The organism is Kocuria sp. JC486, from assembly GCF_011602805.1.
Taxonomy (GTDB): Bacteria; Actinomycetota; Actinomycetes; order Actinomycetales; family Micrococcaceae; genus Kocuria; species Kocuria soli.
Window position 1 is genome coordinate 45,769 of the sequence record NZ_JAAOZS010000020.1, and the last position, 13,991, is coordinate 59,759.

General features: G+C 64.8%; 14 protein-coding genes. 8 read left to right on the forward strand and 6 right to left on the reverse strand.

What is annotated here, in order from left to right; genetic code table 11:
• Positions 1-17: 17 nt before the first annotated feature.
• Positions 18-1,301, reverse strand: a complete 1,284-nt coding sequence (locus GWK18_RS10365; RefSeq protein ID WP_123823669.1) for an ABC transporter permease — start codon at positions 1,299-1,301, stop codon at positions 18-20.
• Entirely contained in the window at positions 1,298-2,137 is an 840-nt protein-coding gene (locus tag GWK18_RS10370; RefSeq protein ID WP_233568591.1) for an ABC transporter ATP-binding protein, read from the reverse strand. The genes GWK18_RS10365 and GWK18_RS10370 overlap by 4 nt, the downstream gene beginning before the upstream one ends.
• A 199-nt stretch (positions 2,138-2,336) precedes the next feature.
• Between GWK18_RS10370 and GWK18_RS10375 the strand changes: the two genes are divergently transcribed.
• Complete coding sequence (locus tag GWK18_RS10375; protein WP_123823670.1) at positions 2,337-3,386, forward strand: TOPRIM nucleotidyl transferase/hydrolase domain-containing protein; 1,050 nt, start codon at positions 2,337-2,339, stop codon at positions 3,384-3,386.
• A gap of 58 nt (positions 3,387-3,444) precedes the next feature.
• Positions 3,445-4,365, forward strand: coding sequence for a PhzF family phenazine biosynthesis protein (locus tag GWK18_RS10380; RefSeq protein WP_158609458.1), 921 nt, complete (start codon positions 3,445-3,447; stop codon positions 4,363-4,365).
• Between the two features lie 114 nt (positions 4,366-4,479).
• Here GWK18_RS10380 and GWK18_RS10385 read toward each other — a convergent pair whose 3' ends face one another.
• Both GWK18_RS10385 and GWK18_RS13195 read right to left on the reverse strand, forming a co-directional pair.
• Complete coding sequence (locus tag GWK18_RS10385; protein ID WP_123823672.1) at positions 4,480-6,189, reverse strand: MDR family MFS transporter; 1,710 nt, start codon at positions 6,187-6,189, stop codon at positions 4,480-4,482.
• Positions 6,186-6,803, reverse strand: a complete 618-nt coding sequence (locus GWK18_RS13195; protein WP_233568603.1) for a TetR/AcrR family transcriptional regulator — start codon at positions 6,801-6,803, stop codon at positions 6,186-6,188. Before GWK18_RS13195 ends, GWK18_RS10385 begins: the two co-directional genes overlap by 4 nt.
• 129 nt (positions 6,804-6,932) lie before the next feature.
• On the opposite strand from GWK18_RS13195, the gene GWK18_RS10395 reads away from it, so the two are divergent.
• Positions 6,933-7,970 carry a Gfo/Idh/MocA family oxidoreductase gene (locus tag GWK18_RS10395; protein WP_166835099.1) on the forward strand — a complete coding sequence of 346 codons (1,038 nt, stop codon included), beginning with the start codon at positions 6,933-6,935 and terminating at the stop codon, positions 7,968-7,970.
• Positions 7,971-8,043: 73 nt separating this feature from the next.
• Entirely contained in the window at positions 8,044-8,925 is an 882-nt protein-coding gene (locus GWK18_RS10400) for a PhzF family phenazine biosynthesis protein (RefSeq protein WP_166835101.1), read from the forward strand.
• 6 nt (positions 8,926-8,931) lie between these two features.
• Here GWK18_RS10400 and GWK18_RS10405 read toward each other — a convergent pair whose 3' ends face one another.
• Positions 8,932-9,489, reverse strand: coding sequence for a methylated-DNA--[protein]-cysteine S-methyltransferase (locus GWK18_RS10405; RefSeq protein ID WP_166835103.1), 558 nt, complete (start codon positions 9,487-9,489; stop codon positions 8,932-8,934).
• Positions 9,490-9,696: 207 nt separating this feature from the next.
• Here GWK18_RS10405 and GWK18_RS10410 point away from each other — a divergent pair, with 207 nt between their 5' ends.
• Positions 9,697-10,575 (forward strand): hypothetical protein, encoded by an 879-nt coding sequence (locus GWK18_RS10410; protein WP_166835105.1) that lies wholly within the window; start codon positions 9,697-9,699, stop codon positions 10,573-10,575.
• 115 nt (positions 10,576-10,690) lie between these two features.
• On the opposite strand, the gene GWK18_RS10415 is transcribed toward GWK18_RS10410, so the two are convergent.
• The gene (locus GWK18_RS10415) at positions 10,691-10,957 is read right to left on the reverse strand and encodes a DUF1540 domain-containing protein (RefSeq protein ID WP_123824491.1); all 267 of its coding nucleotides are present in this window, start codon (positions 10,955-10,957) and stop codon (positions 10,691-10,693) included.
• Positions 10,958-11,514: 557 nt separating this feature from the next.
• Here GWK18_RS10415 and GWK18_RS10420 point away from each other — a divergent pair.
• The 3 genes from GWK18_RS10420 (at position 11,515) to GWK18_RS10430 (ending at position 13,877) form a co-directional block, all read left to right on the forward strand.
• Positions 11,515-11,823 (forward strand): helix-turn-helix transcriptional regulator, encoded by a 309-nt coding sequence (locus GWK18_RS10420; protein WP_166835107.1) that lies wholly within the window; start codon positions 11,515-11,517, stop codon positions 11,821-11,823.
• A gap of 57 nt (positions 11,824-11,880) precedes the next feature.
• Entirely contained in the window at positions 11,881-12,807 is a 927-nt protein-coding gene (locus GWK18_RS10425) for an NAD-dependent epimerase/dehydratase family protein (protein WP_245193193.1), read from the forward strand.
• 83 nt (positions 12,808-12,890) lie between these two features.
• Positions 12,891-13,877 carry an IS481 family transposase gene (locus GWK18_RS10430; protein WP_166835111.1) on the forward strand — a complete coding sequence of 329 codons (987 nt, stop codon included), beginning with the start codon at positions 12,891-12,893 and terminating at the stop codon, positions 13,875-13,877.
• The last annotated feature ends 114 nt before the right edge of the window (positions 13,878-13,991 follow it).

A 13,991-nucleotide genomic window follows, 5' to 3' on the forward strand; every position in this document is an offset into this window, starting at 1 on the left:
AGTAGGCCACCTGCGCGCTATTCGTATCGCAACGCTTCGATCGGATCCTTTCTGGCTGCACGCGCCGCGGGAAGGGTTCCGGCGATGAAGGCGATGAGCATGATCAGCAGGACGATGCCCACCAGCTGCAAGGGCGCGATCCCGTAGAGGCTCAGGCCCGCGACGTTGCTCAGGGCGCCGCCTTCCCCTGTCAGCAAGGCATTGGCCACCGTGCCGACGACGACGCCGACGCCCACGCCGATCACGGATCCCAACAGACCGATCAGAACGGCCTCACTCGAGAACAGGCCGAAAATCTTGCCAGGGGACATGCCCAAGGCCTTCATCAGGCCAATCTCACGGGTTCGTTCCTGCACGGACATCAACAGCGTGTTGACGATGCCGAAGGCCGCAGCCAACAGAGCGATCAACGCGAACCCATTGAGGATCCAGGTGACGGCGTTGATGATGCCGCGGATCGTGCCGATCTGGTCTTCGACCGTCATGCCCAGCATGCCGTCCTCGGTCAAGGACTTCTTGACCTCACTCTGCTTGCCCAGGTCCGGTACGTCGGCCACGGCCATGGCGTAGCCATCGGTCTGGGCGCCCTCGGGCAGGCCCTCCTGCTGGTAGTCGTACAACCGGTCGTTGAACGCCGAGGACGGTGTGGGTTGTGCGCCCTGGTTGGAGAGCATGATTTCGGTGACGCCGCTGATCGTGGCCTCGAACGTCTTCTCCTCACCGGTGACATTGGACACCGCGATCTTGACCTTTCCACCCACGGCGTCTTCCGGCTTGTCGTAACCCAGGGAGTCGGCCCACGTGGTGGGAATGGTGATCTCGTCCTTGTCGTGGCCGGGGGCTTCACCGGCGGCGTATTCATAGCTGTTCACGTCAGAGGGGTAGCCCAACTGGACCTGGAACTGGTCACCGTTCTCGCCCTCCAGATAGGACGGGGAGACCGCAACCACGGGTTCGACGGATTCGACGCCGTCGATGTTGCCGATCTGCTCGATGTCTTTCTCGCTCAAGAGGGACATGCCGAACTGGCCTTGCTTGTCAGCGCCCTTCTCCGGGTCGTAGGCCTGCGGTTCGTTCGCGTTGCCCGATTGCTGCGAGCTTGTCTTCTGGACGTAGAGCTGTTGCTGGTCACCGAAGCCTTGCACCAGGCGGTCGATGTAGCTGTTGATCCCCACCCCGAGACCCGAGGTCAGGGTCAGGGTGAAGGCGCCGATGAAGATGGCGATGACGGTCAGGAAGGTACGCGCCTTGGAGCGCATCGTGTTCCCGAGGGCGGTGGTGACGACGTCGACGGCCTTCATCGGTTGCCTTCCTTTCCGAGCTCGGATGCGCGGGACGCGGTGCTTCCGCCACCCGCCCAGGGTTCAGTGGCTTCCTGCCCGGAAGGTGCGGGCTCACCCGACGAGGCAGCCTCCGACCGGGCGGTGTTGCTCTGCTCGGGGGCCACGATCAGACCGTCCTTGAGGTAGATCTGTCGGTCGCACTTGGCCGCCAGGTCGTCGTCGTGGGTCACGATGACCAACGTGATGCCACGATCGCGCTGCAGGCCGAAGAGGATGTTCTCGACGACCTCGGAGGTCTTGGAGTCCAGGTTGCCCGTCGGTTCGTCCGCGAAGATCACCGACGGGTTGGTCACCAGGGCGCGGGCAATACACGCGCGCTGTTTCTGACCACCGGAAAGATCAGTCGCCTTGTTCTTGGCCTTGTCGGCCATTTCCAACAGTTCCAGGGCCTCCAATCCACGACGATTGCGCTCACGCTTGGAGAGACCGGCGATCTTGAGCGGGAGCACCACGTTTTCCAACACTGTCTGGTTCGGGTTCAGGAAGAACTGCTGGAAAACGAAACCGAAACTTTCGTTGCGCAGCTTGTGTATTTCCTTGTTCTTGAGCTCGGAGACCGGGCGCCCGTTGAGGGCGACCACTCCCTGGCTGGGGCGATCCAGCAGCGCCATGAGGTGCATGAGCGTGGACTTGCCAGAACCCGACTTCCCGATCACCGCAACGGACTCGCCGCGTTTGATGTCAAGGGTCAGCCCCTTCAATGCATCGAATCTGTTGGCTCCGCGTCCGTAGACTTTGACCAGATTTTCGGTCTCGAGGACCGCCGGTTCCATCGTCTTTTCCTCCTGCGTCATGGGTCAGGCCCTTTCTGAGCCTCTGTCCCCATGTTGTCCGATCACGGTGGGCAGGACATCCACCGAGAGAATGAATCGCCGAACTTCACCGGATGTTTCCTCGGTTTCGCCCCGGACCTTGCTCAGACTTATGGACGATGCCGACACCCGATGGGCGCACCGTCACCGCTCGGGAAGGCAGGGCTCCTAGGCTGATCACGTGTCACAGCACCCAGCAGCGCCGCCTCCCTTCACGGTGGCGGTGTATGCGGGCTGGCCCTCCGAGGCGGCCGCCCGCGCGGCCCAGGACCGCACGGTGCGAGCGATCGGCGACCACGGGACCGTCGTCGTTGATCGCAGGACAGTTGATCGCACGGCAACGGACGATGACCCTGGCCGCGGTGCAACCGCCAGAGAACTCAGGGCGGAGTTGGACAGTGCCCGGCGCGCGGGTGCCGACGGTCTTGTCGACCACGTCCTTTATGTTCCGGGGCCGCGGGACCCCGTCCCCGGGCAGTGGCTGCCACATCTGGCTCGCGTCACGCCTCAGGGCCGCTTCCAGGTTGACCTCGTGGAGCTCGCCACCACGCTCGGTCGGTCCCGCAACGGAGTCTTCCGTGAGCTCAGCTCCACCAACCCTGCCGCTCTTGCCGAACTCCTTCGCTCGACGCGGGTCCTACTGGTGGAAGGTGTCACCGACCGCGCGGTACTGGAAGTTCTCGTCGGCCGATGGGGCATCGGCGACCTCACCGTCGTCCCCGCGGGCAGCAAGGTCCGTTTGGCAGGCATGGCCGCACTGGCCCGGCAGTTGGGGATCCCCACGTACGTGGTCTTCGACGGCGACGGCGGCACCCCGCCCACCGCCACCTCGAAGGCCCATCGGATGCAACGTTCCCGACAACAGCAGACCGAGGCCCTACTCCGTACCCTCGCCGTCTTCACTCCCGCCGTCGACTGGAAGTTCGGGGACCCCACGGTCGTCGGACCGTACTGGTGCGCGTGGGGAACGACGCTGGAGGCGGAGCTCTCCGCCTGGGGCGGCTTCATCTCTGCTGCGTGGCGCCGTGTGGCGGAATCTCCTGGCACGGGACCTCTGCCCGAGGACCCACTCCCCAAGAACGGAGCATTCCTGCGCGACGCCACGCGCCGTGCTGATCTGGAGGACCTTCCGAACTCCTTCCGTCGTCTGCTGCACCGTCTGGTGGACTTCCCCCCGGGCACAGTGATTCCACGTCTACGCATCGAGTCGTCCGCTTTTGAAGGGTCATGACTGCTCGAGCCGGGATCCAAGGCCGTTCTCGCAGACCATAGGCCCTAACCTCATGGTCATGACTGATCTCCCCCACGTCGATCTCGCGCCGGACCGTGCGCCCGATCTCGCCGTCGGCCACGCTGCCGATCTCCCGAACGTCCTCCCCCACGTCGTCGTCGACGTCTTTGCCGACGGGCCGTTCAGGGGAAGCCCCATCGCCGTCGTGCTGGATGCCGACTCCCTCGAGACCGAGGAGATGACGGCGATCGCCGCGTGGTCAGACTTCACCGAAGTCGCCTTCGTGCTCTCCCCCCAGGATCCGGAGTCCGACTACCGAATCCGCGTGTTCAGCCCGTCCACGGAAGTCCGCTTCGCCGGGCTGTCCACCTTGGCCGCGTGCCGGGCCTGGCTGGACCATGGCCACCAACCGAAAGTCCCCACCCAGGTTTTGCAGGAGTGTGGGGCCGGAACCGTACAGATCTCCGTGGCCGCGGAGGACCACCTGCAGTTCACCGCTCCGCCCATCTACGACCGCGGCGGCCCTGACCACCTGACCGTGGAAATCGCCCGCGAGGTCCTCGGGCTGGACGCCGATCAGATCAAGGCCACCACATGGCTGGACAACGGGCCCGGCTTTCTGGGCCTCCTGGTCTCCGATGCCGACACCGTCATCGCCATGGACCCGAACATCCCCGAGCTCGGCCAGCTGTGTGTGGGGGTCATGGGTGCCTACCCGGAGGGTGGTCCTGCCGACTTCGAGATGCGCTCCTTCGCTCCTTCCATGGGCGTCGCGGAATACCCCGCCGCAGCTGCCCTCAGCGCAAGCTTTGCCACGTGGCTGGTACCCAACGACATCGCACCCGCCTCCTACACCGTCTCCCAGGGAACGGTGCTCGGCCGGTCGGCCAAGGTCCACGTCCAGATGCATGGGGACGAGGTCTGGGTGGGCGGCCCGGTGACCACCAGGGTTCGCGGGGAACTCACGCTCAGCGCCTGAGCGAACCGGGCCCGGACTTTGGCCCTGGCTGCACAGCAAGACAAATGCGAACGCCGCGCTCCATCCAGGAGCGCGGCGTTCTGCGTGTCAGAAGAGGCGTCAGAACCGTGGCCGTCAGGACTTCGACGCGGTCCGGGACGCGGCCTCGGACTTCGCCTGCGGTTTGGCCTCCACCTTGGGGATGTTGGAGGTGCGCAGCGGGGTCTCCGGCACGAAGAACATCAGGATCGCACCGATGACCACCAACGGCACCAACCACAGGTAGATCGGAACCAGGGCGTCGTTGTAGGCCCCCAGGACCACCGTTCGGATCTGCTCCGGCAGATCACCCACGACGGCGGGCGTGAGGCTCGCGGACATGTCCGAGTTTCCGGCTCCGGCCATCGCCTGCGGTGGCATGCGCTCCGTCAGCAGGTCCACCAACCGGGTGGCGAACACTCCACCGACCACGGCCGAGCCCAACGTGGCACCGACCTGGCGGAAGAAGTTGTTGCCGGCCGTGGCCGTTCCCACCATGGACGTGGGGAACACGTTCTGGACGGCCAGCACCAGGATCTGCATGCTCAGGCCGAGGCCCACCCCGAGGACGCCCAAGGAGGTGCACACGAACCAGAGTGGCGTTGAGACCTTGAGCAGGGAGAGCATGACCATGGCCACGGCGATCAGCGTCATGCCCACGATGGGGTACTTCTTGTACTTCCCGGACTTGGTCACGGCCTGACCAGAAACTGTCGAGGTGATCAGCATGGCACCCATCATGGGGATCATGAGCAAGCCGGAGGCCGTTGCACTGGCGCCGTGCACCATCTGGAGGTAGGTGGGCATGTAGCCCAGGGCACCGAACATGGCGACGCCGACGAACAACCCGGCGACGGTGCTCAGGACGAAGGTCCGGTTGGCGAACAAGGCCGGCGGGAGAACGGGTTCCTCCACCTTGCGCTCGACCACCACGAAGATGGCGACCAGTACGACGGCGGCGCCGATCAGGCCCAGGATCCGAGGTGAATCCCAGGCGTACTGGTGACCACCCCAGGTGGCGACCAGAATCACGGCCACCGTGGCCGCGGCCAACAGCATCATGCCGAGCACGTCGATCTTGACGGGCCCCCGATGGCGCGGGAGTTTCAGGAAGCCAGCAACACCGGCGAAGGCGAGCAAACCGAGCGGAAGGCTCATCCAGAAAGCCCAGCGCCATCCCGGTCCTTCCGTGATCCATCCACCGAGCAAGGGCCCCGCGACGGAGGCCAGCGCGAAGACGCCACCCATGATGCCCATGTACCGGCCACGCTGACGCGGGGGCACCACGTCGGCGATCACCGTCTGCGACAGGATCATCAGGCCACCACCGCCGATGCCTTGAATCACGCGGGCCACGATGAGCCAGGTGATGTCAGGTGCCAGAGCACCCACCACGGAACCGGCCACGAACACGACGATCGCGCCCAGGAGCAGGTTCTTTCGGCCCAAGAGGTCTCCGAGCTTGCCGTAAACGGGCATCATGACGGTCGAGGCCAGGATGTAACCCGTGATGACCCACTGCATCTGGTGCACACCATCGAGTTCACCCACGATGGTGGGCAGAGCCGTGGACAGCACCGTCTGGTTCAGCGCGGCCAACAGCATGGCCAGCATCAGACCCGCAAAGATCGGCAGCAGTCGCTGCTGAGGCTTCTCGGAGTCCCGCGGACGGGCAGCCGAGGGAGTGACGATCTCCGTTTCGTGGGTCCAGGGTGATGCCCCGGAGGCCGAAGTCGCCGAACCCACCAGGGTGTGGGCACCGGTCTCCGGCTGAGGCTCTCGGACCGGAGAGGTTGAAGAGTTCACGCAAAGTCCGTTCTGTTCAAGTGTTTGTAAAGGGCGACGGCGCGTTCGACGTCGTCTTCCGTAGGTTCTGTGCCCGGTTCCCGGTGAGGATCCGTCCAGACGTAACGCAAGATGGCGCTGGCGATCATGACCAGCAGTCGGACACGTTCAGCGATCGGGTGTTCCGCGTCCTCGACCAAGGTCCCGCCTCTGGCCCGGTCCGCCACACGGTCCAGCAAAGCGACGCGAACCTTGTCCTCGGCTACAGCGAGGTTGTGTTTGTGCAGACCGACCAGTTCACGGTGTTCCCGCAGGACGCTCAGACGCAGGCTGCGGTCCTTGGCCGGCACCGATGACCGCAGCGTCCGGTTCAGGACGTCGACCACCTGGGCCAACAGGTCCGGGCCCGCAGTCAGTTCCGCCAGCGCACCCTCGTCGATCACCGGTTCACGCAGCCCCAGGACGGCATGATCCTTGGTGGGGAAGTAGTTGAAGAACGTCCGCGGCGAGATACCGACCGCTGCGGCAATCTGCTCCACGGTGACCGCGCCCAGGCCACGTGCCAGCACGGCACGGGCGGCGGCGTGGTGGATCGCCTCCCAGGTCTGGGCCTTCTTGCGCTCCCGCAATGTCATTTCTTGCACTCGTGCAATTTTTGCAGGGCCAGATTTTTTGCACAACTGCAATTAGGATGATTCGTGACACATCCCGCACAGGCGCAGCTGCGGACACCTGCGACCGGGCACCGGGCCTAATCTGGTGCCATGCGCATCGCGACCATCGGGACCAGCTCCATCGGCTCCACGTTCGCCCGGGCCATCGGGGCGGTGGACGGTGTGGAACACGTGGCGGTCATGTCACGAGACCGCTCCCGCGGGGAAGCGTTTGCGGCTGAGACGAACCGTTTGACGGGAGACCGGGCGCGGGTGGTCACCTCGCTCGAAGAGCTGGCCAACGCGAGCGACGTCGACGCGGTGTACATCGCCAGCCCGAACGCCTTGCACTTCCCGCAGGCCAACACCCTTCTCCGAGCGGGCAAGCACGTCCTGCTGGAGAAGTCCGCAGCATGTGACCGGCGGCAGTTCCAAGAACTGGTGGACACCGCCGAGTCCACGGGGGTGGTCGTCCTGGAGGCCATGCGCTCGGTCCACGATCCGGGGTTCGCCCGAATCCGGGAGCTCCTGCCGCAGCTCGGCCCGTTGCGTCGCGCCGAGCTACGCCTGTGCCAGTATTCGAGCAGGTACGGGAAGTTCCTGGCCGGTGAGACTCCCGCCATCTTCGATCCCTCGCTGGGCGCAGGGGCGCTCATGGACATCGGAACGTACTGCACCCACCCCATGGTCGCGCTGTGGGGAGTGCCGGAGCGCATTCACGCGGCGGCGACCATCTTGCGATCCGGTGCCGACGGCGCCGGCACCGTGCTGTGTGGTTTCGACTCCCCCGCCGGATTCTCCGTGAGCCTCCACTACTCCAAGATCACGACGTCTCCCCTGTCCAGCACCATCGAAGGTGAGCGGGCCACGCTCGAGATCGACTCGGTCACCACCCCACGCAACTTGGTCCTTCACGGGACGGACGGGTCGACGGACGTCGTCACCGTCGACGGCGACGGCGGTGGGTCCGGGGCACCCGAGAACATGCGCTACGAACTCCTCGAGTTCCTCCGCCTGGCCGACGCACCCCGAGGCCAGCGGGACGACGAGGCGCTGGCGCGGCACCAGGCAGCGTCCCTGGGAACCCTTGCCGTCCTGGACGCGGTCCGGGCGCAGATCGGTGTTCGGTTCCCCTCCGACCAGGCTTGAGCACCGCATGGGCCGGCGGGTCGGATACCAAGTCAGATGACAACCATGGGCACGACCGGGGCATACTCTCCGAGTGACCACTTTCAAGTTTTCCCAGGTGGACGTCTTCTCGGCCACGCCGCACCGCGGCAACCCTGTGGCGGTCGTCCATGACGCAGACAGCCTGACCCAGGAGCAGAAGTCCCGGTTCGCCAACTGGACCAATCTCTCAGAGACCACGTTCCTGCAGGCGCCGACGGACCCGGCCGCGGATTACAAGCTGCAGATCTTCACCCCGGACGAGGAACTCCCCTTCGCCGGACACCCCACGCTGGGCTCCGCCCGCGCGTGGCTCGACGCGGGCGGACAGCCCCGCACCGCAGGCGAGCTGGTCCAGGAATGCGAGATCGGCCTGGTCACCCTCCTGATCGACGACGACGGCGACCTGGCCTTCGCGGCACCGGCACTGATCCGCTCGGGTGAGGTTGACTCGGCCACCCTGGCCACGGCACGGGCCGCCCTCGGACTGGCTCCTGGTCAGATCCAGGCCGCCCAGTGGGTGGACAACGGACCGGGATGGCTGGGCCTGGTCCTCCAGGACGCACAGACCGTGCTGGACGTGACCCCGGACAGCGCCTTGTTCACCCGTGAGGATCTCCGGATCGGACTACTGGGAGCGCACACGTCCGACGCACGACCGGGTCAGGAAGCAGCCGGCGGCGCCGCGCGGGCCGACGTCGAAGTGCGGGCCCTGATCAGCATGGGAGGCACCGTGCGCGAGGATCCGGTGACCGGCAGTCTCAACGCCGGCTTTGCCACCTGGCTCATCCCGGCCGGACGCGCACCCGAGGGGTACGTTGCCGCTCAGGGAACCGTCCTGGGCCGCGAGGGACGGGTGCAGGTGCGCAGCGATGGCGAGGACATCTGGGTCGGAGGGCCGGCACGGGTCACGATTCACGGCACCGTGGAGTTCTGAGGGAACTCAGTTCCAGGGCGACCTGCCGCGACCGAGAACGGCCCGTTCGTGCATCAGAAGATTGCGCCGGTGGCATGGGGAATCCGGGGATTCCCCCGTAGTCCCGTCAGCGCGAACCACCCTGTGCACCGGCAGGAACAGGGCCACCGGCACGTTCTTGCAGGCGGTTCCAACCGCGCGGGCGGCCAACGGTGAACCGACCATCGCAGCGACCTCCCCGTAGCTCACGGTCTCCCCGAACGGGATCTCCTGGATGGCCTCACACACCCGCCGCATGAACCCGTGACACAGGCTCAGGTCCACGTCCACGCCGAAATCCGTCCGGTCCCCGGCGAACCATGCCTCCATTCGTGAGGTCAGATCGGACAACCCCCCGGCATCCCGCTCCGGCTCCACCTCCAACGCGGCGGTGACCGCCGGCAGGACGTCACCCTCGCGTGGCAGTTGGCTGCCGTCGGGCGCGGAGAACTCCGTGCGCACGACTCCCCGCCGGGTGGTGACGACGAGCATCCACCCCATGGGGGTGTCGATCCAGGTCCAGGCCGGATACGTGGGCAGAAGCATGGTGTCCATCGTGGCACGTCGGGAACCTGAACAGGCGACGTAATTAGCACACGGACGTGTTGCGTAATAGGTGCGGAAGCCTTGACGACCACCCGGACCCGCAGGTTAGGTTCACCTCACTGCGTGCAGCAGGACACACCGTCGGCACGCATCGCCCGGGCTCAAGAGACTGCCGGGACGTGCCCACGAGAACCACCTGGAGACCGGATGACCACCTCGAGCGAAGGCGCGAGCACTCGGATCAGCAGCGCGCATTCGAATCGCGAGCGCACGACAGCTCGCCCCACGTCCGCGCCCTGTCACTTGGACATGGCCGCGACTGCAGCCGCGGCCCGACTCCTCAACGGCGCCGGCAGCGCCGTCGTGGTCTGCCACGACGGCGAACGCGGCTACACCTTGGACACCGCACTGCACGGAGCGGCGGCGGACGGCAGTCGCTATCTGGTGGCGGCCCCCACGGAGGATGCCTGGCCGGAAATGCCCGTGGGCAGGCCGCAGCGGGTGGCGATGACCATCAAGGCCGATGCACCGTTGCCCGAGGTTCGGATGAACACCTCCCAGCTGTCCGGCCACGTCATGCTCACCCGATGCTCGGAGGACGAGGAACTCGCCGTTCTGGCCGAAGGGCCGCTCCCCACGGAGATCGCGCGAGCACTGGCCTGCTGGCCGGATGCCCAGCTGTGGCACGTGGAGCCGCTCAAGATGACCGTGCATCACGTCCACGGATCCCACTCGCTGGACCACGAGGCACTCCGACCCCGTGCGGCCTGGCCGAGCCCGGCCGAGGAGCTCGAGGCCATTGAAGCCCTGCGGTGCCGATGGGGAACTCACCTCACGGAGATCGTGCCTGCACTTCGCGCGGCGTCATCACTGACCGCCGCGTTCCCAGACGCGCCGGGTGACGCGCACTGCGCCACGGGGCGCGCCTACCCGGTGGCGGTGACGGACCGCGACCTTTCGTTCCTGGTGACAGACGGCACCGGGCGCGAAACGGTCGTCGTGCCCCTCGAGCGCCCTGCTCGCTCGGTCGAGGACCTGGTCGAGGGTCTGCACGAGGTGGTCGCGAGCGCTTCAAGGGCCATCTGAGCGCTCCTTGTCCGTCACCATGACGTGAGCCCCCGTACGCACCGACATGTGCGTACGGGGGCTCGCGTCACGGTCGGCGATCAGGTCACCGACCGCGAACGATCGCGGGTCGGGCTCAGCGAGCCTCGAAGGTCATGCAGGCCTCCGAATCACCGACGGTGATCGCGGATGCGGTGCACAGCAGATCCTGGTTGAACTTGCAGTTCGCGCGCTGGCAGGCACCCACGTGTGCTTCCGCGGTGGGCAGGCCGCCGTGAGCGTCCAGGGAGATGAAGGTGGCGCAACCGGAATCCGTGATGGTCACAGCTTCTGCGGTACAGCCTTCGTTGTTGTAGGCGCACGCGGTGACGGTGCAGGTCTTGACGTCGGTGACGGTAGCCATTGCGGTCTCCTTGATCGGTTGCCGCGGAGCGGTTCACGAGGCCCCGTACAGCATGGTTTCGGTGTGAAAGTTTCACAATCACGTACCGACAGCTTATTAATCGCTGAGGCACTAACACAAGCAAGGAATCCCTAACAAGCATTAGCGCATTATCGTATTGCGCAATACCATCTTATGGATCTGACAAGCAGGAATGTCCGCACACTTGGCAAGTCCGCGAATAAGCGAACACTGCCGTGCTGAAACGAATTCGACCGAGGTCGGTGGCGGGAGCCCGCTGGCGGGGTTCACGTCCCGCCAACGGTGCCGCCGTCAGCCCCGCGGGCGCAGGCGGGCATTGGGCAGAGGCGGTGCGGGCAGTGCCGCAGGCTGGTCGTCCGGATAGGGGCCGAAGCGGGGGGCGTCCGACGAGGAGAACCCGGCGGCCGCCAGTACCGCGGGGTCGACGCCGGGCAATGGCTCCGCTGGTGGGGTCCGCTCGTCGTCGTCCCCGGCCCCGTCCCCGGCCCCGTCCCTAGCTGTACTGACCGGAGACGTTGATCGACTAGATTCGAGGTATGGGTATCGTTGCGCCGCTGTTTCCGCCGGTTCAGATTCAGGACGGGCTCTTGTGGCGAGAGTCGGTTGGTGACGTTATGCGTCAAGAACGCGTCGATCGCGGTGAGCGCTTGACGGATGTAGCAGGCCGTGCAGGGGTATCGCCGCAGTATCTTTCCGAGATTGAGCGCGGGATGAAGGACCCTTCGTCCGAGATGTTGCACGCGATCGCCGGAGCCCTAGGTTTGGAAGTCCCCGACCTGGCACGCAAGGCTGCCGACACCATGGAGGCAACGCTCAGCGACTGCGCGGTCGTCTTAGCCGCCTGAATCTGCTCAGAGCAGAGCAGCCCACGGACGGGCTCGCCAAGTGCCACCATGAATGTCATGGACATTCTATTGCTCGGTGGAACTGCGTTTCTTGGGCGTGAGATCGCACGCCAATTCCTTAGTTCTGGCCACAGCGTGACCTGTCTCGCTCGCGGCTCTCAGCCGGCTCCGGCCGGCACCACGTTTATCAAAGCCGACCGTGACAATGCTGATGCACTGCGCTCGGTCGCAAGAACAGCCTGGGACGCGGTAATTGATCTGACCTCCCATCCAGTGCATGCCGTCCGTGCAGTTGGAGAACTCTCCAGCAGGCACTGGGTCTACGTATACTCCAGCAGCGTCTACACCGACTTCTCCGCGCCTGAGCAGTCAGAGGCCGGCACGGTGCATGACCCACTCGCGGCGGGCTGGATGCCAGACATGAGCCAGTTCGGCCCTGCAAAGATCGCCTGTGAGGATGCTTACCGAGCAATGGACCAGCCAGTCACAATCATCCGACCTGGACTGATCGGAGGATGGGGCGACTGGACCGGGCCGGATGTTCTGGTCCCCGACAAAACCCAGCCGACCGCAATCCTAGATGTCGAGGACCTTGCTGCGTGGATCGTTAGCTGCGTTACAAATTCGGTCACGGGAACCTACAGTGCAGCTGGTCAGACCACGACTCTCGCAGACATCTATCAGCATTGCCAAGACCTGTCCGGCATGGAAGCCGCCATCCGAGTAGTCGATGATCAGACCCTTCTTGACGAGGGAGTCAATCCGTGGATGGGGCCCCGGTCATTCCCGCTATGGATCCCCGATCCAAGTTCTCGGTTCACGGCAACCCTCGACAGCACGGCGGCCATCGACAACGGTCTTCAAACCAGACCGATCATCGAAACATTGACGGCAGCTCTGCGCTATGAAGAAGAGCGCTCAACGCCTCGCCAGGCGGGCCTGACCGACGAAGAGGAGCGCATTCTTCGAAAAGCGCTCCTATAGAAATTCCCGAAACAATGATTTGCGGGCGTGGCCATCTCCAAAAGGCCACGCCCGAATACTTTCTCATGTAGAGGATCAGTTTCGTGTCTCATGCCAATGCAGCACTAACACCTCGGCACCGCCTCAAGGTCGCACGACTTGTCGTTGACCAGGGTTGGCCGATCACCGAGGTCGCCGCCCGATTCCAGGTCTCCTGGCCCACCGTGAAGCGCTGGGTCGAGCGCTACAGGTCCGGCGAATCCATGCACGACCGCTCGTCAAGGCCACGCCAGTCACCGGGCAAGACCGATTTGAAGACCACGAAGCGCTGTATCAGCTTGCGGCTACGCCTACGGGAGGGGCCGGTGCAGCTCTCCTATCGACTGGACATCGCCCCCTCGACTGTCCACCGAATCCTCAGGTCCGTGCATCTCAATAGGCTGTCCCACGTAGACCGAGCAACCGGAGAACCGATCCGACGCTACGAGCACGACCACCCTGGATCGATGCTTCACGTAGATGTGAAGAAGCTCGGGAATATCCCTGATGGCGGAGGCTGGCGCTATGTCGGCCGCCAGCAAGGAGAGAAGAACCGGGCTTCCACACCAGACAAGCCCCGGAACAAGTTCAGTGACCCGTTGATGGGTACAGCGTTTGTTCACACCGTCATCGACGACCACCCCCGCGTCGCATATGCCGAGATCCACGACGACGAAACTGCAGTCACTGCCACTGCCGTACTAACTCGGGCTGTCGAGTGGTTCAACGCCCGCGGTGTCATCGTCGAACGAGTCCTGTCCGACAACGGCGGTGCCTACCGATCACACCTTTGGCGCGGCACGTGCGCCAAGCTCGCCATCACGCACAAGCGCACCCGTCCCTACCGGCCACAAACCAACGGGAAGATCGAGAGATTTCATCGCACTCTGGCAGATGGCTGGGCTTATGCCCGCTGTTACCGATCCGAGGCCGAGCGCCGCGGAGAGCTCGACGGCTGGTTGCACTACTACAACCACCATCGCCCCCATACGGGTTGCGGAAACCAACCCCCGTTCACACGATTGACTAACGTTTCCGGTCAGTACAGCTAACCGACCTGAGAACTGCTGACCAGATAGAGACGATGGCGAAAGGGGCTCTTCGCAGATGAGGGTGTAGAAGCTGACGGCGCGGCGGTGTTGGGATAGAAGTCGAGGTCTCCCGAG

Bases quoted from the DNA above. Each gene is read 5' to 3' on its own strand.
- GWK18_RS13195 (WP_233568603.1), bottom strand. From the start codon at position 6,803: ATGACATTGCGGGAGCGCAAGAAGGCCCAGACCTGGGAGGCGATCCAC.
- GWK18_RS10425 (WP_245193193.1), top strand. From the start codon at position 11,881: ATGGACATTCTATTGCTCGGTGGAACTGCGTTTCTTGGGCGTGAGATC.
- GWK18_RS10395 (WP_166835099.1), top strand. From the start codon at position 6,933: ATGCGCATCGCGACCATCGGGACCAGCTCCATCGGCTCCACGTTCGCC.
- GWK18_RS10405 (WP_166835103.1), bottom strand. From the start codon at position 9,489: ATGCTTCTGCCCACGTATCCGGCCTGGACCTGGATCGACACCCCCATG.
- GWK18_RS10410 (WP_166835105.1), top strand. From the start codon at position 9,697: ATGACCACCTCGAGCGAAGGCGCGAGCACTCGGATCAGCAGCGCGCAT.
- GWK18_RS10420 (WP_166835107.1), top strand. From the start codon at position 11,515: ATGGGTATCGTTGCGCCGCTGTTTCCGCCGGTTCAGATTCAGGACGGG.
- GWK18_RS10370 (WP_233568591.1), bottom strand. From the start codon at position 2,137: ATGACGCAGGAGGAAAAGACGATGGAACCGGCGGTCCTCGAGACCGAA.
- GWK18_RS10380 (WP_158609458.1), top strand. From the start codon at position 3,445: ATGACTGATCTCCCCCACGTCGATCTCGCGCCGGACCGTGCGCCCGAT.
- GWK18_RS10365 (WP_123823669.1), bottom strand. From the start codon at position 1,301: ATGAAGGCCGTCGACGTCGTCACCACCGCCCTCGGGAACACGATGCGC.
- GWK18_RS10415 (WP_123824491.1), bottom strand. From the start codon at position 10,957: ATGGCTACCGTCACCGACGTCAAGACCTGCACCGTCACCGCGTGCGCC.